At 53.3% G+C, this 15077-nt stretch carries 12 protein-coding genes; 3 read left to right on the top strand and 9 right to left on the bottom strand.

Features of this window, described 5'->3' with window-relative positions; all coding sequences use genetic code 11:
* The gene (locus tag IPQ00_14890; GenBank protein MBL0241847.1) at positions 1-1578 is read right to left on the bottom strand and encodes an aldehyde dehydrogenase family protein; all 1578 of its coding nucleotides are present in this window, start codon (positions 1576-1578) and stop codon (positions 1-3) included.
* Positions 1579-1657: 79 nt separating this feature from the next.
* Positions 1658-3544 (bottom strand): alanine--tRNA ligase, encoded by a 1887-nt coding sequence (gene alaS / locus IPQ00_14885; GenBank protein ID MBL0241846.1) that lies wholly within the window; start codon positions 3542-3544, stop codon positions 1658-1660.
* Between the two features lie 137 nt (positions 3545-3681).
* Here alaS and IPQ00_14880 point away from each other — a divergent pair, with 137 nt between their 5' ends.
* The 3 genes from IPQ00_14880 (at position 3682) to IPQ00_14870 (ending at position 6649) form a co-directional block, all read left to right on the top strand.
* The gene (locus tag IPQ00_14880) at positions 3682-4839 is read left to right on the top strand and encodes a beta-lactamase family protein (GenBank protein ID MBL0241845.1); all 1158 of its coding nucleotides are present in this window, start codon (positions 3682-3684) and stop codon (positions 4837-4839) included.
* Positions 4840-4977: 138 nt separating this feature from the next.
* Positions 4978-5658 (top strand): hypothetical protein, encoded by a 681-nt coding sequence (locus IPQ00_14875; protein MBL0241844.1) that lies wholly within the window; start codon positions 4978-4980, stop codon positions 5656-5658.
* Between the two features lie 46 nt (positions 5659-5704).
* Positions 5705-6649, top strand: a complete 945-nt coding sequence (locus IPQ00_14870; GenBank protein ID MBL0241843.1) for a hypothetical protein — start codon at positions 5705-5707, stop codon at positions 6647-6649.
* 67 nt (positions 6650-6716) lie between these two features.
* Here IPQ00_14870 and IPQ00_14865 read toward each other — a convergent pair whose 3' ends face one another.
* The 7 genes from IPQ00_14865 to selB are packed head-to-tail and all read right to left on the bottom strand — an operon-like array spanning position 6717 to position 15058.
* Positions 6717-8201 (bottom strand): tetratricopeptide repeat protein, encoded by a 1485-nt coding sequence (locus IPQ00_14865; GenBank protein ID MBL0241842.1) that lies wholly within the window; start codon positions 8199-8201, stop codon positions 6717-6719.
* Complete coding sequence (gene tkt, locus IPQ00_14860; protein MBL0241841.1) at positions 8198-10216, bottom strand: transketolase; 2019 nt, start codon at positions 10214-10216, stop codon at positions 8198-8200. The genes IPQ00_14865 and tkt overlap by 4 nt, the downstream gene beginning before the upstream one ends.
* Before the next feature lie 43 nt (positions 10217-10259).
* Positions 10260-11600, bottom strand: coding sequence for a gluconokinase (locus IPQ00_14855; GenBank protein ID MBL0241840.1), 1341 nt, complete (start codon positions 11598-11600; stop codon positions 10260-10262).
* A 26-nt stretch (positions 11601-11626) separates the two neighbouring features.
* Positions 11627-11923: a DUF962 domain-containing protein gene (locus IPQ00_14850; protein MBL0241839.1), complete on the bottom strand. Its 297-nt coding sequence runs from the start codon at positions 11921-11923 to the stop codon at positions 11627-11629.
* Between the two features lie 44 nt (positions 11924-11967).
* The gene (locus IPQ00_14845) at positions 11968-12441 is read right to left on the bottom strand and encodes a dihydrofolate reductase (GenBank protein ID MBL0241838.1); all 474 of its coding nucleotides are present in this window, start codon (positions 12439-12441) and stop codon (positions 11968-11970) included.
* Positions 12441-13139 (bottom strand): DUF2071 domain-containing protein, encoded by a 699-nt coding sequence (locus IPQ00_14840; GenBank protein ID MBL0241837.1) that lies wholly within the window; start codon positions 13137-13139, stop codon positions 12441-12443. The genes IPQ00_14845 and IPQ00_14840 overlap by 1 nt, the downstream gene beginning before the upstream one ends.
* Positions 13139-15058 carry a selenocysteine-specific translation elongation factor gene (selB, locus tag IPQ00_14835; GenBank protein ID MBL0241836.1) on the bottom strand — a complete coding sequence of 640 codons (1920 nt, stop codon included), beginning with the start codon at positions 15056-15058 and terminating at the stop codon, positions 13139-13141. The genes IPQ00_14840 and selB overlap by 1 nt, the downstream gene beginning before the upstream one ends.
* Positions 15059-15077: the final 19 nt, after the last annotated feature.

Here is a 15077-nt window from a genome sequence, read left to right as displayed (position 1 = left end):
CTACTGTTTTCGCATTAGTTCGCGGATCCGCTTGTAGAGTTGCGGCAGCATTAGCGAGGTTCTAAGAATGCTGCCGCTTGCAAATTTATGTGCAAATCCGCGAAAGGTCTCAACTGCGACCGGGGAGTACGGCATCCACCAAGCGTCGGGAAGGATCGCGATCCTGTTGGTGTGAATGTGTTGCGGTTGGACTAATTCCATAAGGCCCTCGCGACCGTGCGTACGTCCGCGGCCGCTATTCTTAAATCCGCCCCACGGCGTCTGGCCGATGCCGTGTGTATAAAGGTGTTCGTTGATACAGACTGTGCCGGCCTCGATCCGCTCGGCGACGCGACGGCCTTTGGCGTAATCGCGTGTCCAGACGCTGGCGGTCAGCCCGAATTCGGTATCATTTGCCAGTCTAACGGCGTCGTCTTCGGTTGCGAATGTCGCGATCGGGAGCGTTGGGCCAAACGTCTCTTCGCGCATAGCACGCATATCGTTATTGGCGTTGGATATGACCGTCGGTTCGTAAAACAGGCCTTCCAGATCGGGATTACGGCGGCCGCCGGTTTCGATCTTTGCTCCCGCGGCACGGAAATCCTCGACGTGGTCCTCGACGATCCGAATTTGGCGTTCTGAGGACATAGCCCCGATCGACGTCGTTTCTTTATCGCCCGTGTCCTGCTTTAATTCCAAAGTTTTCTTAATTATTCTCTGGGTCAGCGTGTCGGCGATACTCTCTTGCACGTACAATCGCTCGACCGCCGCACAGTTTTGACCGGAATTGCAGAACGCACCCCAAACTGCGGCACCGGCGGCGAGTTCGAGATCCGCGTCCTCGAATACGATCATAGGGTCCTTGCCACCGAGTTCGAGCACAACGGATGTCAGATCCTTAGCGGCGGCCTCGGCGATCCGCTTGCCGGTCGCGACCGAGCCCGTAAACATTATCTTGTCCGGCGCCGATTCCACAAGGGCCGCACCGGTCGATCCGTCGCCGGTCACGATCTGGACCGCGTGGGAGGGGAAACCGGCCTTTTCAAATATCTCACCGATCTTCAAACCGACGAACGGCGTCAGCTCGGACGGTTTAATGATCACGGTGTTGCCCGCCATCAGGGCCATTACGGCCTCGCCGAGCGGTATCGAGAAAGGGTAATTCCAGGCGGGTATGATGCCGACGACGCCGAGCGGGTGATACACGATCCGCGACGACCGCCCGAGCAGCTTAAAAAGTCCAATGTCGATCTTTGCAGGACGCAGCAGGCGTTCGGACTTGCGAGCAAAGTACTGCATCAGATCCAGTACGGGAGCGATCTCCAGAGCGATCGCCTCGCCAAATGGCTTGCCGGATTCGCGGGAGATCAGATGCGCGATCTCGTCGATCTGCGATAGGATGACCTCGCGGGCCGCCATTACGAGTCGCTTGCGGTCGGCAAATGTGGTTTTTTTCCAGTTACCGAAAACCTCACGGCCTTTTGCTACGGCGGCCGCAACGTCTTCAGCCGAAGTGACCGGTACTCGCCCGACTTCTGCTCCGGTCGCCGGATCGTAAGAGACGATCTCGTCGTGCTTGCTTGGTACGATAGCGTTCATAATTGCCTCAGCAAGTTTGGACACGGAACACACAGTTAAGCCGGATCAGCGGACGATAATTCCAGCGATCCCGCTTAGATCAGCTAGCCATCCGAGCGATTACATCGTAAGCCGCGTCTATCGCTTCGGCGAGTTTGTCCGGATCGGTGCCTCCACCTTCAGCCATATCCGCTTTGCCGCCGCCTCGACCGCCGACTATCGGTGCGATCTCGCGAATAATATCACCTGCCTTTACGCGGGCGGTGAGATCGTCCGAAACGCGGACGATGATACCGACCTTGCCCTCGTCTTTACGGCCGAGAACGACCACGCCGGACTTGAGTCTGGCAAGCAGCGTGTCCGACAACTGCCGTGTGCCATTGGCGTCGAGGCCTTCGACGATCTTGCCTACGACCTGAACGCCGCTGACCTCGCGGGGCTCGTCGCCGACGGCGTCACCGCCGAGCGAACCGGTCGCGATCTTGAGCTTTAGCTCGTCCATTTCCTTGCGCGTTTTTTTGAGGTCGTCCTGCAAACGGGCGATGGCGTTCGGCAGATTGTCGCGTTGAGTATTCAGCACACCTAGTGATGCATTGATCAACGCTTCGTCATCACGAAAACGCTCGAAAGCATCGATGCCGGTTATCGCCCTAATGCGGCGTACACCCGATGCGATCGCCTCGTCCGCCGTAATCTTGAACGAACCGATATCGCCGGTTGCACGGACGTGCGTACCGCCGCAGAGCTCACGCGAAAATTCGCCGCCGCCGACACTCAAAACGCGAACGTCCGATCCATACTTTTCGCCAAATAGAGCCACTGCGCCGGAGCGCATCGCATCCTCGATATTCATAACGTCGGTGCTGACCGGCTCATTTTTGAGAATATATCGGTTAACGAGGTCTTCGATCTCCGTGATCTCGGCCGGCGACATCGGTTGGTAATGCGTAAAATCAAACCGCAAATAGTTAGGCGCGACGATCGAACCGGCTTGCTTTACGTGTGTGCCCAAAACCTCGCGAAGTGCGGCGTGAACAAGGTGGGTTGCGGTGTGGTTACGTCGCGTCGCGTCGCGCTTGTCAGCATCGACGGTCGCCGTTAAATGGTCTCCGACAGTAACGGCCCCGTTATTTACCGTTACCTTGTGGATGATCAAACCTTGAACGGGCGAGTATGTGTCCGAGACAGTGATCGATCCGTTCGCACTTGTCAGACGCCCGCTATCGCCGACCTGGCCGCCTGATTCGGCATAGAATGGCGTCCGGTCGAGAATGATGCTGCCCTGAGTGCCTTCGCCGATCTCGCCCAACTCGTCTTCGCCGTCAAGTATGGCGACGACGCGTGCGCCGTCGATCTGCGTGGCCTCATATCCGAGAAACTTATTGGCACCCACCTTTTCGAGCATCGCCGCATAGACGGGTGATATCTGCGATTTGCGCGCCGTCTGACCGACACCTGACTGCTGCTGCAATTCGTGAAGAGCCGAGTCAAACCTGTCGTTGTAATCATCTTCGGCAAATTCAATGCCTTTTTGCTCCAGAAAAACGCGGATCAGATCGCGCGGCGTGCCGAAGGTGTCATAGAGTTTGCCGATCGAGCGAAACAGTTCGTCATCCTTTGGTGTTTCCGAGTTCAGGTCGAGATCATTAAGGCGCGCGAGGCCAACGGTAACCGTTGTTCCAAATCGCGCCTCTTCGAGTCGAACCATTTTGCCAATAAAATCACGCTGTGTGGCAAGTTCGGGATACGCACCGCTCATTTCGCCGACGACAAAATCACATACTTTATAGAAAAAGAGATCTTTTAACCCGAGGTGTTCGCGGCCGTTATAGATCGCTCGCCGCATTATCTTGCGCAAAACGTAGTTGCGGCCCTCATTACCGGGCAGGATGCCGTCGGCGATCGAAAATGCGGTCGACCGGGCGTGATCGGCTATCACGCGGCAGGCAAATTGTTGGGTATCGTTCAATTCCTCGTAAACACTCATCATTTAGATAATATAACAGTTCGAAAGCACCAAACACGACCGGCAAATAATGTGTCACGCCGCCGCTTGGTTTGAAATTATCGCGAGTCATCATTATTATTGCCGTGCAATCTCAAATCAAACTGCGAGGTCATATAATGCGGCTATCTGTCGTAATGTTTTTGATGTTGGCGATCGGACTCGCCTCAAACGCCCAAATGCCGACTTCTATTTCAGATCTTAAGCCTATCTATGAGAGTGAGCTAAAGCGTATCGGCATCGTCGGCAGCTCATTTGCATTTATTTCTGACGGTAAGATCTCGCGCCTCAATTATGGCTCGGCGAATCTGGAAAAAAAGCAGCCGGTTGACGACGATACGATCTGGCATTGGGCATCAAATACCAAGCCCTTTACCGGAATTGCAATAATGCAGCTTCGCGACCGCGGCCTGCTCAAGCTCGATGATCCGGTGACCAAATATCTGCCGGAATTGCGAAAGGTCCATAATTCCTTCGGATCGATGGACGATATCACGATCCGCCATTTGATGACACACTCGGCGGGTTTTCGCGGCGGCACGTGGCCGTGGGGCAGCGGCAAAGATTGGGAACCATTCGAACCGACGGAATATTCGCAGTTGGTCGCGATGTTTCCCTACACCGAGATCACGTTCAAGCCGGGAAGCAAATTTAGCTACTCAAATCCGGGAATTATCTTTCTCGGCAAGATCATCGAAAAACTCTCGGGCGAGGATTACGAGATTTACATCGACAAGAACATCTTTCGGCCGCTCGAGATGTATCGGAGCTATTTTGACACTACGCCGCCGCATTTGATCAAACACCGGTCACATTCGTATTACATACGGGACGGCAAGCGAACCGAAGGCCGTTTTGATGCCGATACGGGCATTACGGTATCGAACAGCGGGCTCAATTCGCCGATCAGCGATATGCTCAAGTATCTGCAATTTCTGATCGGAGATGCCAAAAATGGAGTTTACGAAACCATTCTCAAACGCTCATCGCTCGAGGAGATGTGGCGACCTCAATTGCAAGTCGAGGTCGACGCCAATGGTAGCCGCGGTTTTACGACCGACATCGGCCTGATATATTTTCTGGATACAAGGCTGGGCAAACGCCACTTCGGACACGGCGGTGATCAAAACGGTTTCATCAGCTATCTCGACGTAGATCCCGACAAGCGAAAGGCGGCGATAGTCGTTTTTAATACCAATTTACTAGCTCCCGAAAGTGCCGGAGGCGAACTGAAGTGGGCCGACAATATCAGACGCTCAGTCACCGCGCTCTTTTAAGGTCCGGAGACTGTTTTTGAATAGATGCCGTTCGTGATCCACAGTAATCGTTTTGATTGCGGACAACCGTTTGACACGATACCTGCTCTAACCTCAGACTTACGAGGTCAGCAGATTCAATCAATAGAGGAAAAATAGATGAGATCAAATGTTCGAACGGCAATCGTGCTATCAACTTGTGCAGTGATTTTGACTTTTGCGTCTGCGAGTTTTGCGCAGATGGTCGGCGGCTACAAAGCAGTGGCAAAAACAGATGCCGGAGCGGTTGCAGCGGCCGACTTTGCGATCGAGGCCCAATCTGAAAAGACAGAGAAAGAATATACGTTAGAAGATATCGTAAAGGCCGAACGACAAGTTGTGCAAGGGTCAAATTACCGACTCTGTTTGAAAGTAAGTGCTGATGGCAGCGACACTTTCTATGTGCTTGCAGTCGTCTATGTGGACCTCAAGAATAATCGAAAGCTGTCGAGTTTCGTACTTTCGACCTGTGGTGAGACCGCAGTCGCACCGGTTTCGAAACTGCCCGTTGTCGGAGGATTTGGGGCGGCGGCAAAAACTGACGCTCAGGTGGTCGCCGCGGCAAATTTCGCTGTGGCCGAGAGATCCAAGGCAATGGCAGGTGCATTTGCTCTGGACGATATCCTTAGTGCCGAACGCCAGGTCGTTCAGGGTATGAACTATCGCATCTGTATGCGTGTGAAGGTCGAGGGCGATGAACCGCAGATGGTCGCGGCGGTTGTTTACCAAGACCTAAAGCGGAACTACAGCCTGTCGAGTTGGAAGGAGACCGACTGTAGCATTGGCGGAGCAATATATTAAGTACCCGTCGATCACGGGGCAAATCGGGTAATAAAAGAGGATAACTATGAACGGTAAAGCAGTGACGCGATTTTTAATGTCCGCATATGCGGTCACCTTTGTGTTTACTTTGACCGCTTTGGCTCAATCAGGCGGTTATCGCCCGGTTGCTGATACCAACGATGCCGGAGTCGATATGGCCGCGAAGTTTGCGGTAAGCGAGCAATCCACGCGTTCTAAAACCACCGTGACGCTCAACAGTGTCGTCAAGGCCTCCGATAAAGAACCAATCCTCGGCGCAAGAGATTTTATGCTGTGCCTTGACACGTCGATCCAAGCCAAACAGACATATGTCCAAGCCATTGTGACAATGGATCAATATTCAAACCTTAAGCTTATGGGGTGGTCCAAGTCGACGTGCGGCAATGGTTCGGCCGCATCAGTTCCCGGCTTTAAGCCTGATACCGCTTACAAGGCCGTTGATCTGGACGATCCCGGAGCTGATTTTGCGGCACAAAATGCGATCCGCCTGCAATCCGCAAAGACAAAGTCGAAGATCACTTTTGGCGAAATGGTCAAAGTGGAGGACAAGGAACCAACTCTCGGAACGCGAGATTTTCGATTATGCATGTCGGTCATAAATAATGGAAAACCCGGGCGAGCACTGGCCCTGGTATCGATGGATCAGTATTCCAACTATAAGCTAACAGATTGGAAAGATGGTCGATGCGGCGAATCTGCAGACGGTTTTACGACGGTCAAGAACTCCGATCCCGGAATCGGTCTCGCGGCTGATTTCGCAATTAAAAAACACTCTGAAGATAAGGGCGTAGCCCATTCCCTCGTTAGTATCTTAAAGGCCGAAAACAAAGGAATGTTTGAGATGACCTATCGCATTTGTATGAAGATCGACGAAGAAGGCGAAAAACACATCATTCAGGCTGTCGTCAGTATGGACCAATACTCAAATATGAAGCTGGTAAGTTGGGAACACTCCACCTGCGGCAATTGATAACTCCAGCCTGCGGGGTTAAAAGCCTTTGCAGGTGGCAATTTTGCCACGTTTGCCATAGACCGATCTAACGCTTTTTTAGCTGTTCAGCCTTTGCTTCGTCAGCGGCAGCGAGATCGTTTCGGCGTAACTGCCGATAAACCAATGCTCGCCGGACGTACGCATCACGATATACCGTAAGATACCTGATCGCTTCAGTATAGCTAGCAACTGCTTCATTTAGCTTCTTTGTTCTATTTGTTTTGGCGCTGTTCTGCCCCTCCTGATAATCGCCAAGCGACACATAGGTCATCGAACATATTTCGCGGATCGCACCAATATGAACGCTCGCCGATAGAAGAACACTCATCTCCTTTGGCCGCTCTCGAGCGGCCGTATCATACCAGTGATTGGCATCGTCAAAAGCGGACTGGCAAATACCGGCGGCCCGACCTGTTTCGAATTCGCCCATAATGATGCCTATGCCGGACCCGATCAAGTCCTTTTTCATACTCTCAACGGCTCGGCTATTGTGGCGATTGATATTCGCCATAGCATCAAGTGCTGCTTTTTTGTGATCTTCGTCGCCCTCCGTGTAACGCTTTAGCGCCGTTTTCGCACGTGCTCTTTTATGCAAAAGACTCAAATACGTGAGCGTCATCAGGTCATCCTTGGGCAAGCTCGCCGACTCCATTTTGATAAAGGGAAGCGATCGATCGACCGCGTCCAGCATACCGCGATAGTCACCTGAACTTTCGGCATCCTGGGCCCGTTTAAGCCCCATATACGGGTCAGTTATCGGCCTGTTCGACGGTGAAACTGCTGACGGAACGACAGGTTGCGTGATCGGTTTTGCAGCTATTTTCGTGTTGGATCTCTTGGCCTCGTCGTCCATATATTCAAGATACGATCGGGCCGCAACATAGTTGGGAAACAGCTTGAGAGCTCGACCGAGGTCGGCCCTGGCGGCGGTATTGTTCTTGAAGTAGTGGTGGACCTTGCCGCGAAAAAAGTACGGCACAGCATCGTTGGGATCCAGTCTGATCGCGGTATTCAGATCCGTGAGGGACTTATCATATTGCTGCAGTTCAAAATAGACCTGGCCGCGTCCGCTATGGGCAGCCGACCGATTTGCGTCCAGCCTGATCGCGGCAGAATAGTCCGCGATCGCGGCAACGCTGCTCTTCTGAAAATCTACAGAGATCAGTCGCCAATATGAATGGCCGCGATAGAGTCTGTAATCGTACTCCGTCGGGTCGATCTTGATGGCCTGCGAAATGTCCGCGATCGCCTGTCGATAGTCCGCTTGCGTAGGATTTAATGACGCCCGTTGATAATACGAAATTCCGCGATTGTACCAACCCAACGAGGCGTTCGGGCGAAGCTTGATGTATTCCGAATAGGACACGATCGCGGCATCATACTGGGAATTTTTGAATTGTTCGGCACCGAGCTTTGACGCCTCGGTTGCTCGCTTCAATACGTCCGCAGGTTGCGCCTGGGAAACGATGCTGCATACCAGCGTCAATACGACGGATGCCAGCACATATCTTATAGTGGCAATAGATCTCATATCAACGCTTTTGCCTTCGAAATAACATTCTGGAGCGTGAATCCATAAGCGCGAAAAACATCTTCGGCCGGTGCTGAGGTGCCGAATTTATCGACCGCGAGAATATCGCCTTTGTCACCGACGTACTTGTGCCAGCCCTGAGATACGCCTGCTTCTACGGCCAGACGGGCCGTTACCTTAGGCGGCAGGACCTCGTCACGATACTTCTGCGTTTGAGCGTCAAAGAACTCCCAGCACGGCATCGACACGACTCGGGTCGGCGTCCCGGCGGCGTTCAGATGCTCGCGGGCCTCCATCGCGAGGCCGACCTCGCTTCCGGTGGCGATGATGATCAATTTTGGTGCGGTCGCCTTTCCGGCCTTAGTTTCGGCTTCGGCGAGTACGTATGCACCCTTGTGCAGGCCCTTTGCATCGGCAAACTTTTTGCGGTCGATAAGCGCGACCTTTTGCCGTGACAGAGCAAATGCGGTCGGTGCGTGCTGGCGCTTGATCGCGGCACGCCAGGCTTCGCGGGTCTCGTGGGCGTCGCACGGGCGAATGACGGCGAGATTCGGTATCGCGCGCATTGCGGCGAGATGCTCGACCGACTGATGCGTCGGTCCGTCTTCGCCGAGGCCGATCGAATCGTGTGTGAACACAAAGATCGTCTGGGTATCTGATAACGCCGCAAGTCTAATTGCCGGCCGCATATAGTCGGAAAACGTCTGAAATGTGCCGCCGAACGGTATCACGCTTCCGAACAAAGCCATTCCGTTCATCGCGGCGCCCATCGCGTGTTCGCGAATACCATAGTGAATGTTGCGATTGGCGTACGTCCCCGGTTGAATGTCAGCGGACGAATTGATGTAAGTATTATTCGAAGGTTTGAGATCAGCTGAACCTCCAATCAGGCTCGGCAGCGAATCGGCGATCGCATTGATCACCTCGCCACTGTATGCACGCGTCGCCTTGGCCTCGGTCCCTTCAAATTTCGGCAGCGATCTTTCCCAACCGTCAGGCAGCGAACTGCTGCGGATCGAAACAAAAGCAGCACCTAATTCCGGATCTGCTTTCTCATATTGTTTGACCAGTGCATTCCAATCTTTCTCAAATGCGGCACCGTTCTTAATCGCCGTGCGAAAGTGCGCCGATGCTTCTTTGGGGATGTAAAAACTCTTGTCTTCGGGCCATCCGAGATTGCGTTTGGTTTCCTTGACCGCATCGACACCCGGTGCGTCAGAGTGTGCCTTGCTGGTTCCCTGCTTTGGCATTCCATAGCCAATTATCGTCTTAACACGGATGATCTTCGGCTGGTTTTTTATCTTGTGGGCTTCTTTGATCGCTCTCTCAATAGCTTTGATATCGTTGCCGTCAGCAACCTCAGAAACGTGCCAACCGGCCGCCTCAAATCGCTTTGTCACATCCTCGGTGAAGGCAAGATCGGTTGAGCCGTCGATCGTGATGCGGTTATCGTCGTACAAATAGATCAGATTTCCGAGTTTGAGATGACCGGCGAGCGATGCCGCCTCGTAGCTCACACCCTCCATCAGATCGCCGTCCGAGCAGATGCAATAAATGTAATTATCGACGACCTTTGAGCCCTTTACATTAAACTTGGCCGCGAGGTGCGCCTGTGCAATGCCCATACCGACGCCATTTGCGAAACCCTGGCCGAGTGGTCCGGTCGTGATCTCGACGCCCGGCGTAAGAACATTTTCGGGATGTCCCGGCGTCTTTGAATGTAGCTGGCGAAACTGCTTGATGTCGTCAAGCGAAAGGTCATAGCCGGTCAGGTGCAACAGACTGTAAATCAGCATCGACCCGTGGCCCGCTGACAGCAGAAACCGGTCGCGGCCAAACCATTTCGGATTTTTTGGATTGTGCCTGAGAAACTTGGTCCACAGCACATAAGCCGCGGGAGCCATACCAAGCGGTAAGCCCGGATGTCCGCTATTCGCTTTTTGGATCGCATCGAGCGAAAGCGTACGAATGGTGTTAATGCAGAGTTGGTCGATGTCGGTTTTTGCAGTCGTCATTTTTTATCCGGTAAATCGTGCTGAGTTTTCTGAAGTCGATAATCTATATATTGCCAATACTTTCGAGTGCAAGCAAAACTGCCCCGCGAGAAGATGACTCCCGAGCGTCGTTCACGGTTAATTCGCGGCCTAGTACGTCGGCTATTATCTGCGTCCACACCGGTGAATCACGCAGGGCACCGCCGGAGGCGACGATCAGTTCGATCTTGGCTATTTTCTTTAATTGCTCAAAAATATCGGCTAGGCGAAATGCTACGCCTTCCATCGCGGCCCGCAATACGTCGATCCCGTCATCGTCGGCGCTCATACCGATGATCGCACCACGGGCGTTTTCGTCGTAGCCTGTACTGCGTTCGCCGTGAAAGAACGGGATCACGACGAGGCCGTCTTTAGGGTTGCGCTGGGCGAGCAGTTCGTCAGTGTTGTGCGGCAGTTTGAAAAGATGCTTGAGATGAGCGTAGAGATTTCCGCCGTCGCTTAAAGCACCGCCGACGATCACGCGTTTGCGGTCGATGCGATAACACCAGAGGCCGGCAGGAATTTTCTGCGGCGGCGCGCCGGTGTATGCTACACGCATCGCGGCGGACGTGCCGACCATCAACGCCGCGTTTGCTTTATTAATGCAGTCCGAACCGATATTATCGGCCGCTCCATCGCCGATCGCCGCGTAAAACCGAGCGTTCGCCAATCGGGGCCAGCGTTTTGCGTACTTTTTGCTCAACCTCAATGTATCGGTATCGGCAGCAACTATAGACGGCAAGTTTGCTCGCTTTACCTTCAGGTAGCTCAAAAGTTTGCCGTCCCAATCACACAGTTTCTGATCGAAAATACCGCTGCCCGATGCCATCGACACGCTCGTAACGGCCTCGCCGAAAAGCCTTAAGGCCACATAGTCGCTGAACGCTAGCCAACGGGCGGTCTTTGCAAAAACGTCCGGACATTCCTTTCGCAGCCAGAGTAGTTTGGCGGGCCAAAAACTTGAATGAAACCTCGCTCCCGTGCGATCATGCGTTTCACTCTCATCGAAACGCTTTCGCAAAACTTCGGTGTAATTTCGGCTGCGTGTATCCGCCCAACTGAAGACCTTGGTCGTCGGTTTGCCCTTGGCGTCGACACCTACGAGGCTGTGCCAAAACGCGCATTGGGCGACATACCCGATTTCGCCGCTAACACGTTCGGTCTTGGCAAGCAGTGCGTCGATAGCGGCGGTGACTTGATCAAAAGCCTCGTCGGCATCGACCTCCGCTCCGCCATCCGCAGTTCGAATTAAAGAGGACCTGATACGAACAGATCCATCTGACAGTTCGTCTCCCGACTTATCGTAAAGTGCGGCGCGGACACTCGAGGTGCCGATGTCGAGAGCTAAAATAAATGATCGGGTCAAGGCTTTGGGTCAGTGCGTAGTAAATTTTAGCCGAAGGTTTTCTTTATCCACCAGCGTAGGCCGACGAAGAGAAAGCGATAGTCCTTAAAGAACTCGGGTGGCTTGCCTTCGAAATAATGTCCGATGAACTGCAAGATCCACCCGATAATGAATATGCCCAAAGCGGACCGCCAGAGTCCGCTGAAAAAAAATGATGCCGGTACCATCAAGATCGCCAGGGCGATCATCGGTATCCCAAGTTGATGGGTCAACTTGTTGATCGGGTGCTGATGACCTTCGGAATACTCGTCGATCCATTCGTCCCAACTGCGTCCACCCATCATACGACTCTCTCCTGAGTTTGATTTGCCTTGATTTTACACCAAAATCATTTTCTGCAAAATGTTTTGACGATCAGTCCACCGTCCAGTTTCTGCGAGTCAGTTTGGACGAAGCCGTCTAAAAAGTCCCGCGGCATAAACGTGTCGGCATCGGGAACGGATTCGGGAATAGAGGTAACGAGCCATTTTTCGATGTCTTCGGCAAACGCCTTGTAGATCTTGGCACCGCCAATAATGTACATATCGCCGTCCAACTGGCTCGAAAGATCAATCACATCGACTTTCTCCTTTAGCAATATAACCCCCGACGGCGGTATCACACTGAGCGAACCGCTTAATACCACGTTGACGCGATGCGGCAATGGTTTGCCGATGGACCTCCAGGTATTTGCACCCATCACGACAGCGTTGCCGGTCGTCGTTTCCCGAAAATACTTGAGATCTGCCGGATAATGCCACGGCAGGCCGCCACCCTTACCGATGGCGTAATTTTCAGCGATTGCTATTATTGCTACGATCATCAGATACGTTTCCCCTTGTAAACTGCGACCTCCGAACCCTTTGCCAACAATACTGAGTGTGGCTTTTCGTCGGCAAGAAAAGCAAACTCTTTGCCGTATGTCTTGCCAAAATCGACATCTATTCGTTCATTTTTGACCGAATACAGTTCCCATTTGGGGTGTTCGACCTTGTACTCATCGACCCGGCCGTTGCCGCGGTCGGTGTAGCCCCAATAATGTTCGATGATAAATTCGCCGTGCGAACCCTCTGCGGGAACCCCGACACTCTCGTCAATTTCGACCTCAAGATGATTGTGACTCTCTGCATTTGACCACGAGTAACTTACGTTCGTATCGGTTCGCGAATGTTCCATCTGCCAGCACTGGTAAGGCTCACCGTACAGTACCCGGGCGACAGTCGCGATAGCCCACCGCGGGACAATTTCCTTGACGAAACACACCGCCCGGCGCGTCTCGCCATCCGCGACGCGTTTGTTGTAAAAGCGGAGATTCACCTCTTCGAAATTTATATGAAACGGAACCGGAATGCCCAAGACACGCGTGTCCAAAAACATAAACCCGACCAAGCTGACAAAACATTTGCCATCCTGCAGATCAAGCTCAGTGCCCGCCGGCAGTCGCGGGCGCAACAGCTCAGGATCGATCGCATAATTTGCCATTATGAGGTCTTGCCAACGTGCTGTTAGGAATTTTTTCATTACAGTATGATCCGTTTGTCGGCTGCCCGCCTAGTCACTCGCGTCCGGTCAAAATATTCGAGAAGTGGTATAGCGTATTTTCGTGACACACCCGCGATTTGCTTGAATTGTGCCACATCTATCAGCGAATTTCCCGTTGCTGCGGCTTGGTCACGAAGTTTTGCAACTAGCGAATCGATGACAGAAGCCGCAAAGTAAAATTCGTCGGTTACCTTAACTATCTCGCCCGCGTCGACCTTCATATTAAAGAGTTTTCGCACAACCTCAGGCGAACTACCGCCCTCTGAGGCGGCGGCCAAAACATCATTCATACGCGGCACATCGAGGCCGGCCAAACGATATATCTCGGATATGCTCTCACTCGTTCGCTGCTCGGGACCTGACAATTCGGTACGATGCGAGGCAAGCCTGACGATGTCGGCCGAGACGATAGCCTTGCCGTCGTGAACAAGTTGATCCACGACCGCCCGGGCAATTGTCGGCGGGATGTAGGCGAACGCCCGCTCGCGCATCACATCCAGCGGCATTCCCCGAGCAAGCGGTTCGCTCTTGTGAAACAACTCGAGTTCGGCAGTCGCGTTTTCGGTAATCTCTAAATAGGCTGTTGCCGAAAGGAATCGTCCGGCCGCATCGATGACCGTTCCGGCCACAACAAGCTCTACCAATAGCTTTCGTAGAAAACTCTCATCCAAACCCGTCCGTGCTCGGAGATCTGCAAGATCGATTCCTGCTTTTCCGGAATGATCGATAAATACGGCAATTTGTCCGACCGTTCCGTTTTCATATTTGGCCAAATCGGCGAGGTACTTGTTAACTGCTGCCTGATCCTTTCTGCGATGTTTTTCGGCAAGAGGATCGAGAATGCGGCCGCCGGCGATCGTTTCCTGAGGCGAATATTGGCGAATGATAAATCGCTCATCGGGGACGCAAACGATCGACTGTTCGAGTCGTAACTGAACAGATCCGGCTTCGCCCTGAGCGATCTCGCCGGCGTTATTCAACACCGTGACCCGAGCGAGAGCTTCGATGGTGCCGATATGCAGCCTTATACGCTGCCGGGTCCGCAACGGCCGTTTTGCGGTCTCGAGCACCTCGACCTCGGTATCGATGATCTGCGACGGCCTAAATACATCGGGTTCACAGACTTGCATTCCACGAGCGATGATCGAGTGATCGATCCCCGCAAGGTTAACGGCGACTCGCTGACCGGAATGCACCGATGCGACCTTTCGGCCGTGAGTCTGCAGTCCGCGTACGCGTATACGGCGTCCGTCGGGGAGCAGTTGGAGTTCATCTGCATCGCGTATTTCGCCTGCCGCGAGCGTGCCGGTCACGACCGCACCAAATCCCTTTACAGTAAAACTGCGGTCGATCGGCAAGCGTGTCGAAAAATAGTTGGGTTTGGGCGATATGTGTCGTGAGCTCTCTTTTAGAAGTTCGCGAACGGATTCAAGGCCTGCCAGGTCGAGCGAACTGACCTCGATCACTGCGGCCGATTCGAGAAATGAGCCTTTCACAAGTTCGGCTACATCGAGTCTCGCGAGTTCCATTGTTTCGGCGTCGACCAGATCGCTCTTAGTCAAAACGACAAAGCCCGCTTTGATCCCGAGCAAGCGGCAAATGTCGAAGTGCTCCCGCGTCTGCGGCATCACGCCTTCGTCCGCGGCGACGATCAGCATTACAAGGTCGATGCCGCTGACGCCTGCGAGCATATTTTTGACAAATCGCTCGTGCCCCGGCACATCGATAAATCCAACGTGCAGATCGCCCAACTCAAGTTCCGCAAACCCGAGATCGATCGTAATGCCGCGCTGTTTCTCCTCCGGCAGACGATCGCCGTCGACGCCCGTCAGTGCCTTGACCAACGTGGTCTTGCCGTGATCGATGTGGCCGGCAGTACCGACTGTCAGATCTATCATTATTCCTCAAGGGTTTAGC

Source organism: Chloracidobacterium sp. (genome assembly GCA_016720705.1).
Classification (GTDB): Bacteria; Acidobacteriota; Blastocatellia; order Pyrinomonadales; family Pyrinomonadaceae; genus OLB17.
This window is presented reverse-complemented; position numbering and strand designations above follow the sequence as displayed.

What these genes read in the sequence shown, in the direction of transcription:
- selB (MBL0241836.1), bottom strand. Translation starts at nt 15,058, where the DNA reads ATGATAGATCTGACAGTCGGTACTGCCGGCCACATCGATCACGGCAAG.
- IPQ00_14850 (MBL0241839.1), bottom strand. Translation starts at nt 11,923, where the DNA reads ATGATGGGTGGACGCAGTTGGGACGAATGGATCGACGAGTATTCCGAA.
- IPQ00_14890 (MBL0241847.1), bottom strand. Translation starts at nt 1,578, where the DNA reads ATGAACGCTATCGTACCAAGCAAGCACGACGAGATCGTCTCTTACGAT.
- IPQ00_14840 (MBL0241837.1), bottom strand. Translation starts at nt 13,139, where the DNA reads ATGAAAAAATTCCTAACAGCACGTTGGCAAGACCTCATAATGGCAAAT.
- tkt (MBL0241841.1), bottom strand. Translation starts at nt 10,216, where the DNA reads ATGACGACTGCAAAAACCGACATCGACCAACTCTGCATTAACACCATT.
- IPQ00_14875 (MBL0241844.1), top strand. Translation starts at nt 4,978, where the DNA reads ATGAGATCAAATGTTCGAACGGCAATCGTGCTATCAACTTGTGCAGTG.
- IPQ00_14865 (MBL0241842.1), bottom strand. Translation starts at nt 8,201, where the DNA reads ATGAGATCTATTGCCACTATAAGATATGTGCTGGCATCCGTCGTATTG.
- alaS (MBL0241846.1), bottom strand. Translation starts at nt 3,544, where the DNA reads ATGAGTGTTTACGAGGAATTGAACGATACCCAACAATTTGCCTGCCGC.
- IPQ00_14880 (MBL0241845.1), top strand. Translation starts at nt 3,682, where the DNA reads ATGCGGCTATCTGTCGTAATGTTTTTGATGTTGGCGATCGGACTCGCC.
- IPQ00_14845 (MBL0241838.1), bottom strand. Translation starts at nt 12,441, where the DNA reads ATGATCGTAGCAATAATAGCAATCGCTGAAAATTACGCCATCGGTAAG.
- IPQ00_14870 (MBL0241843.1), top strand. Translation starts at nt 5,705, where the DNA reads ATGAACGGTAAAGCAGTGACGCGATTTTTAATGTCCGCATATGCGGTC.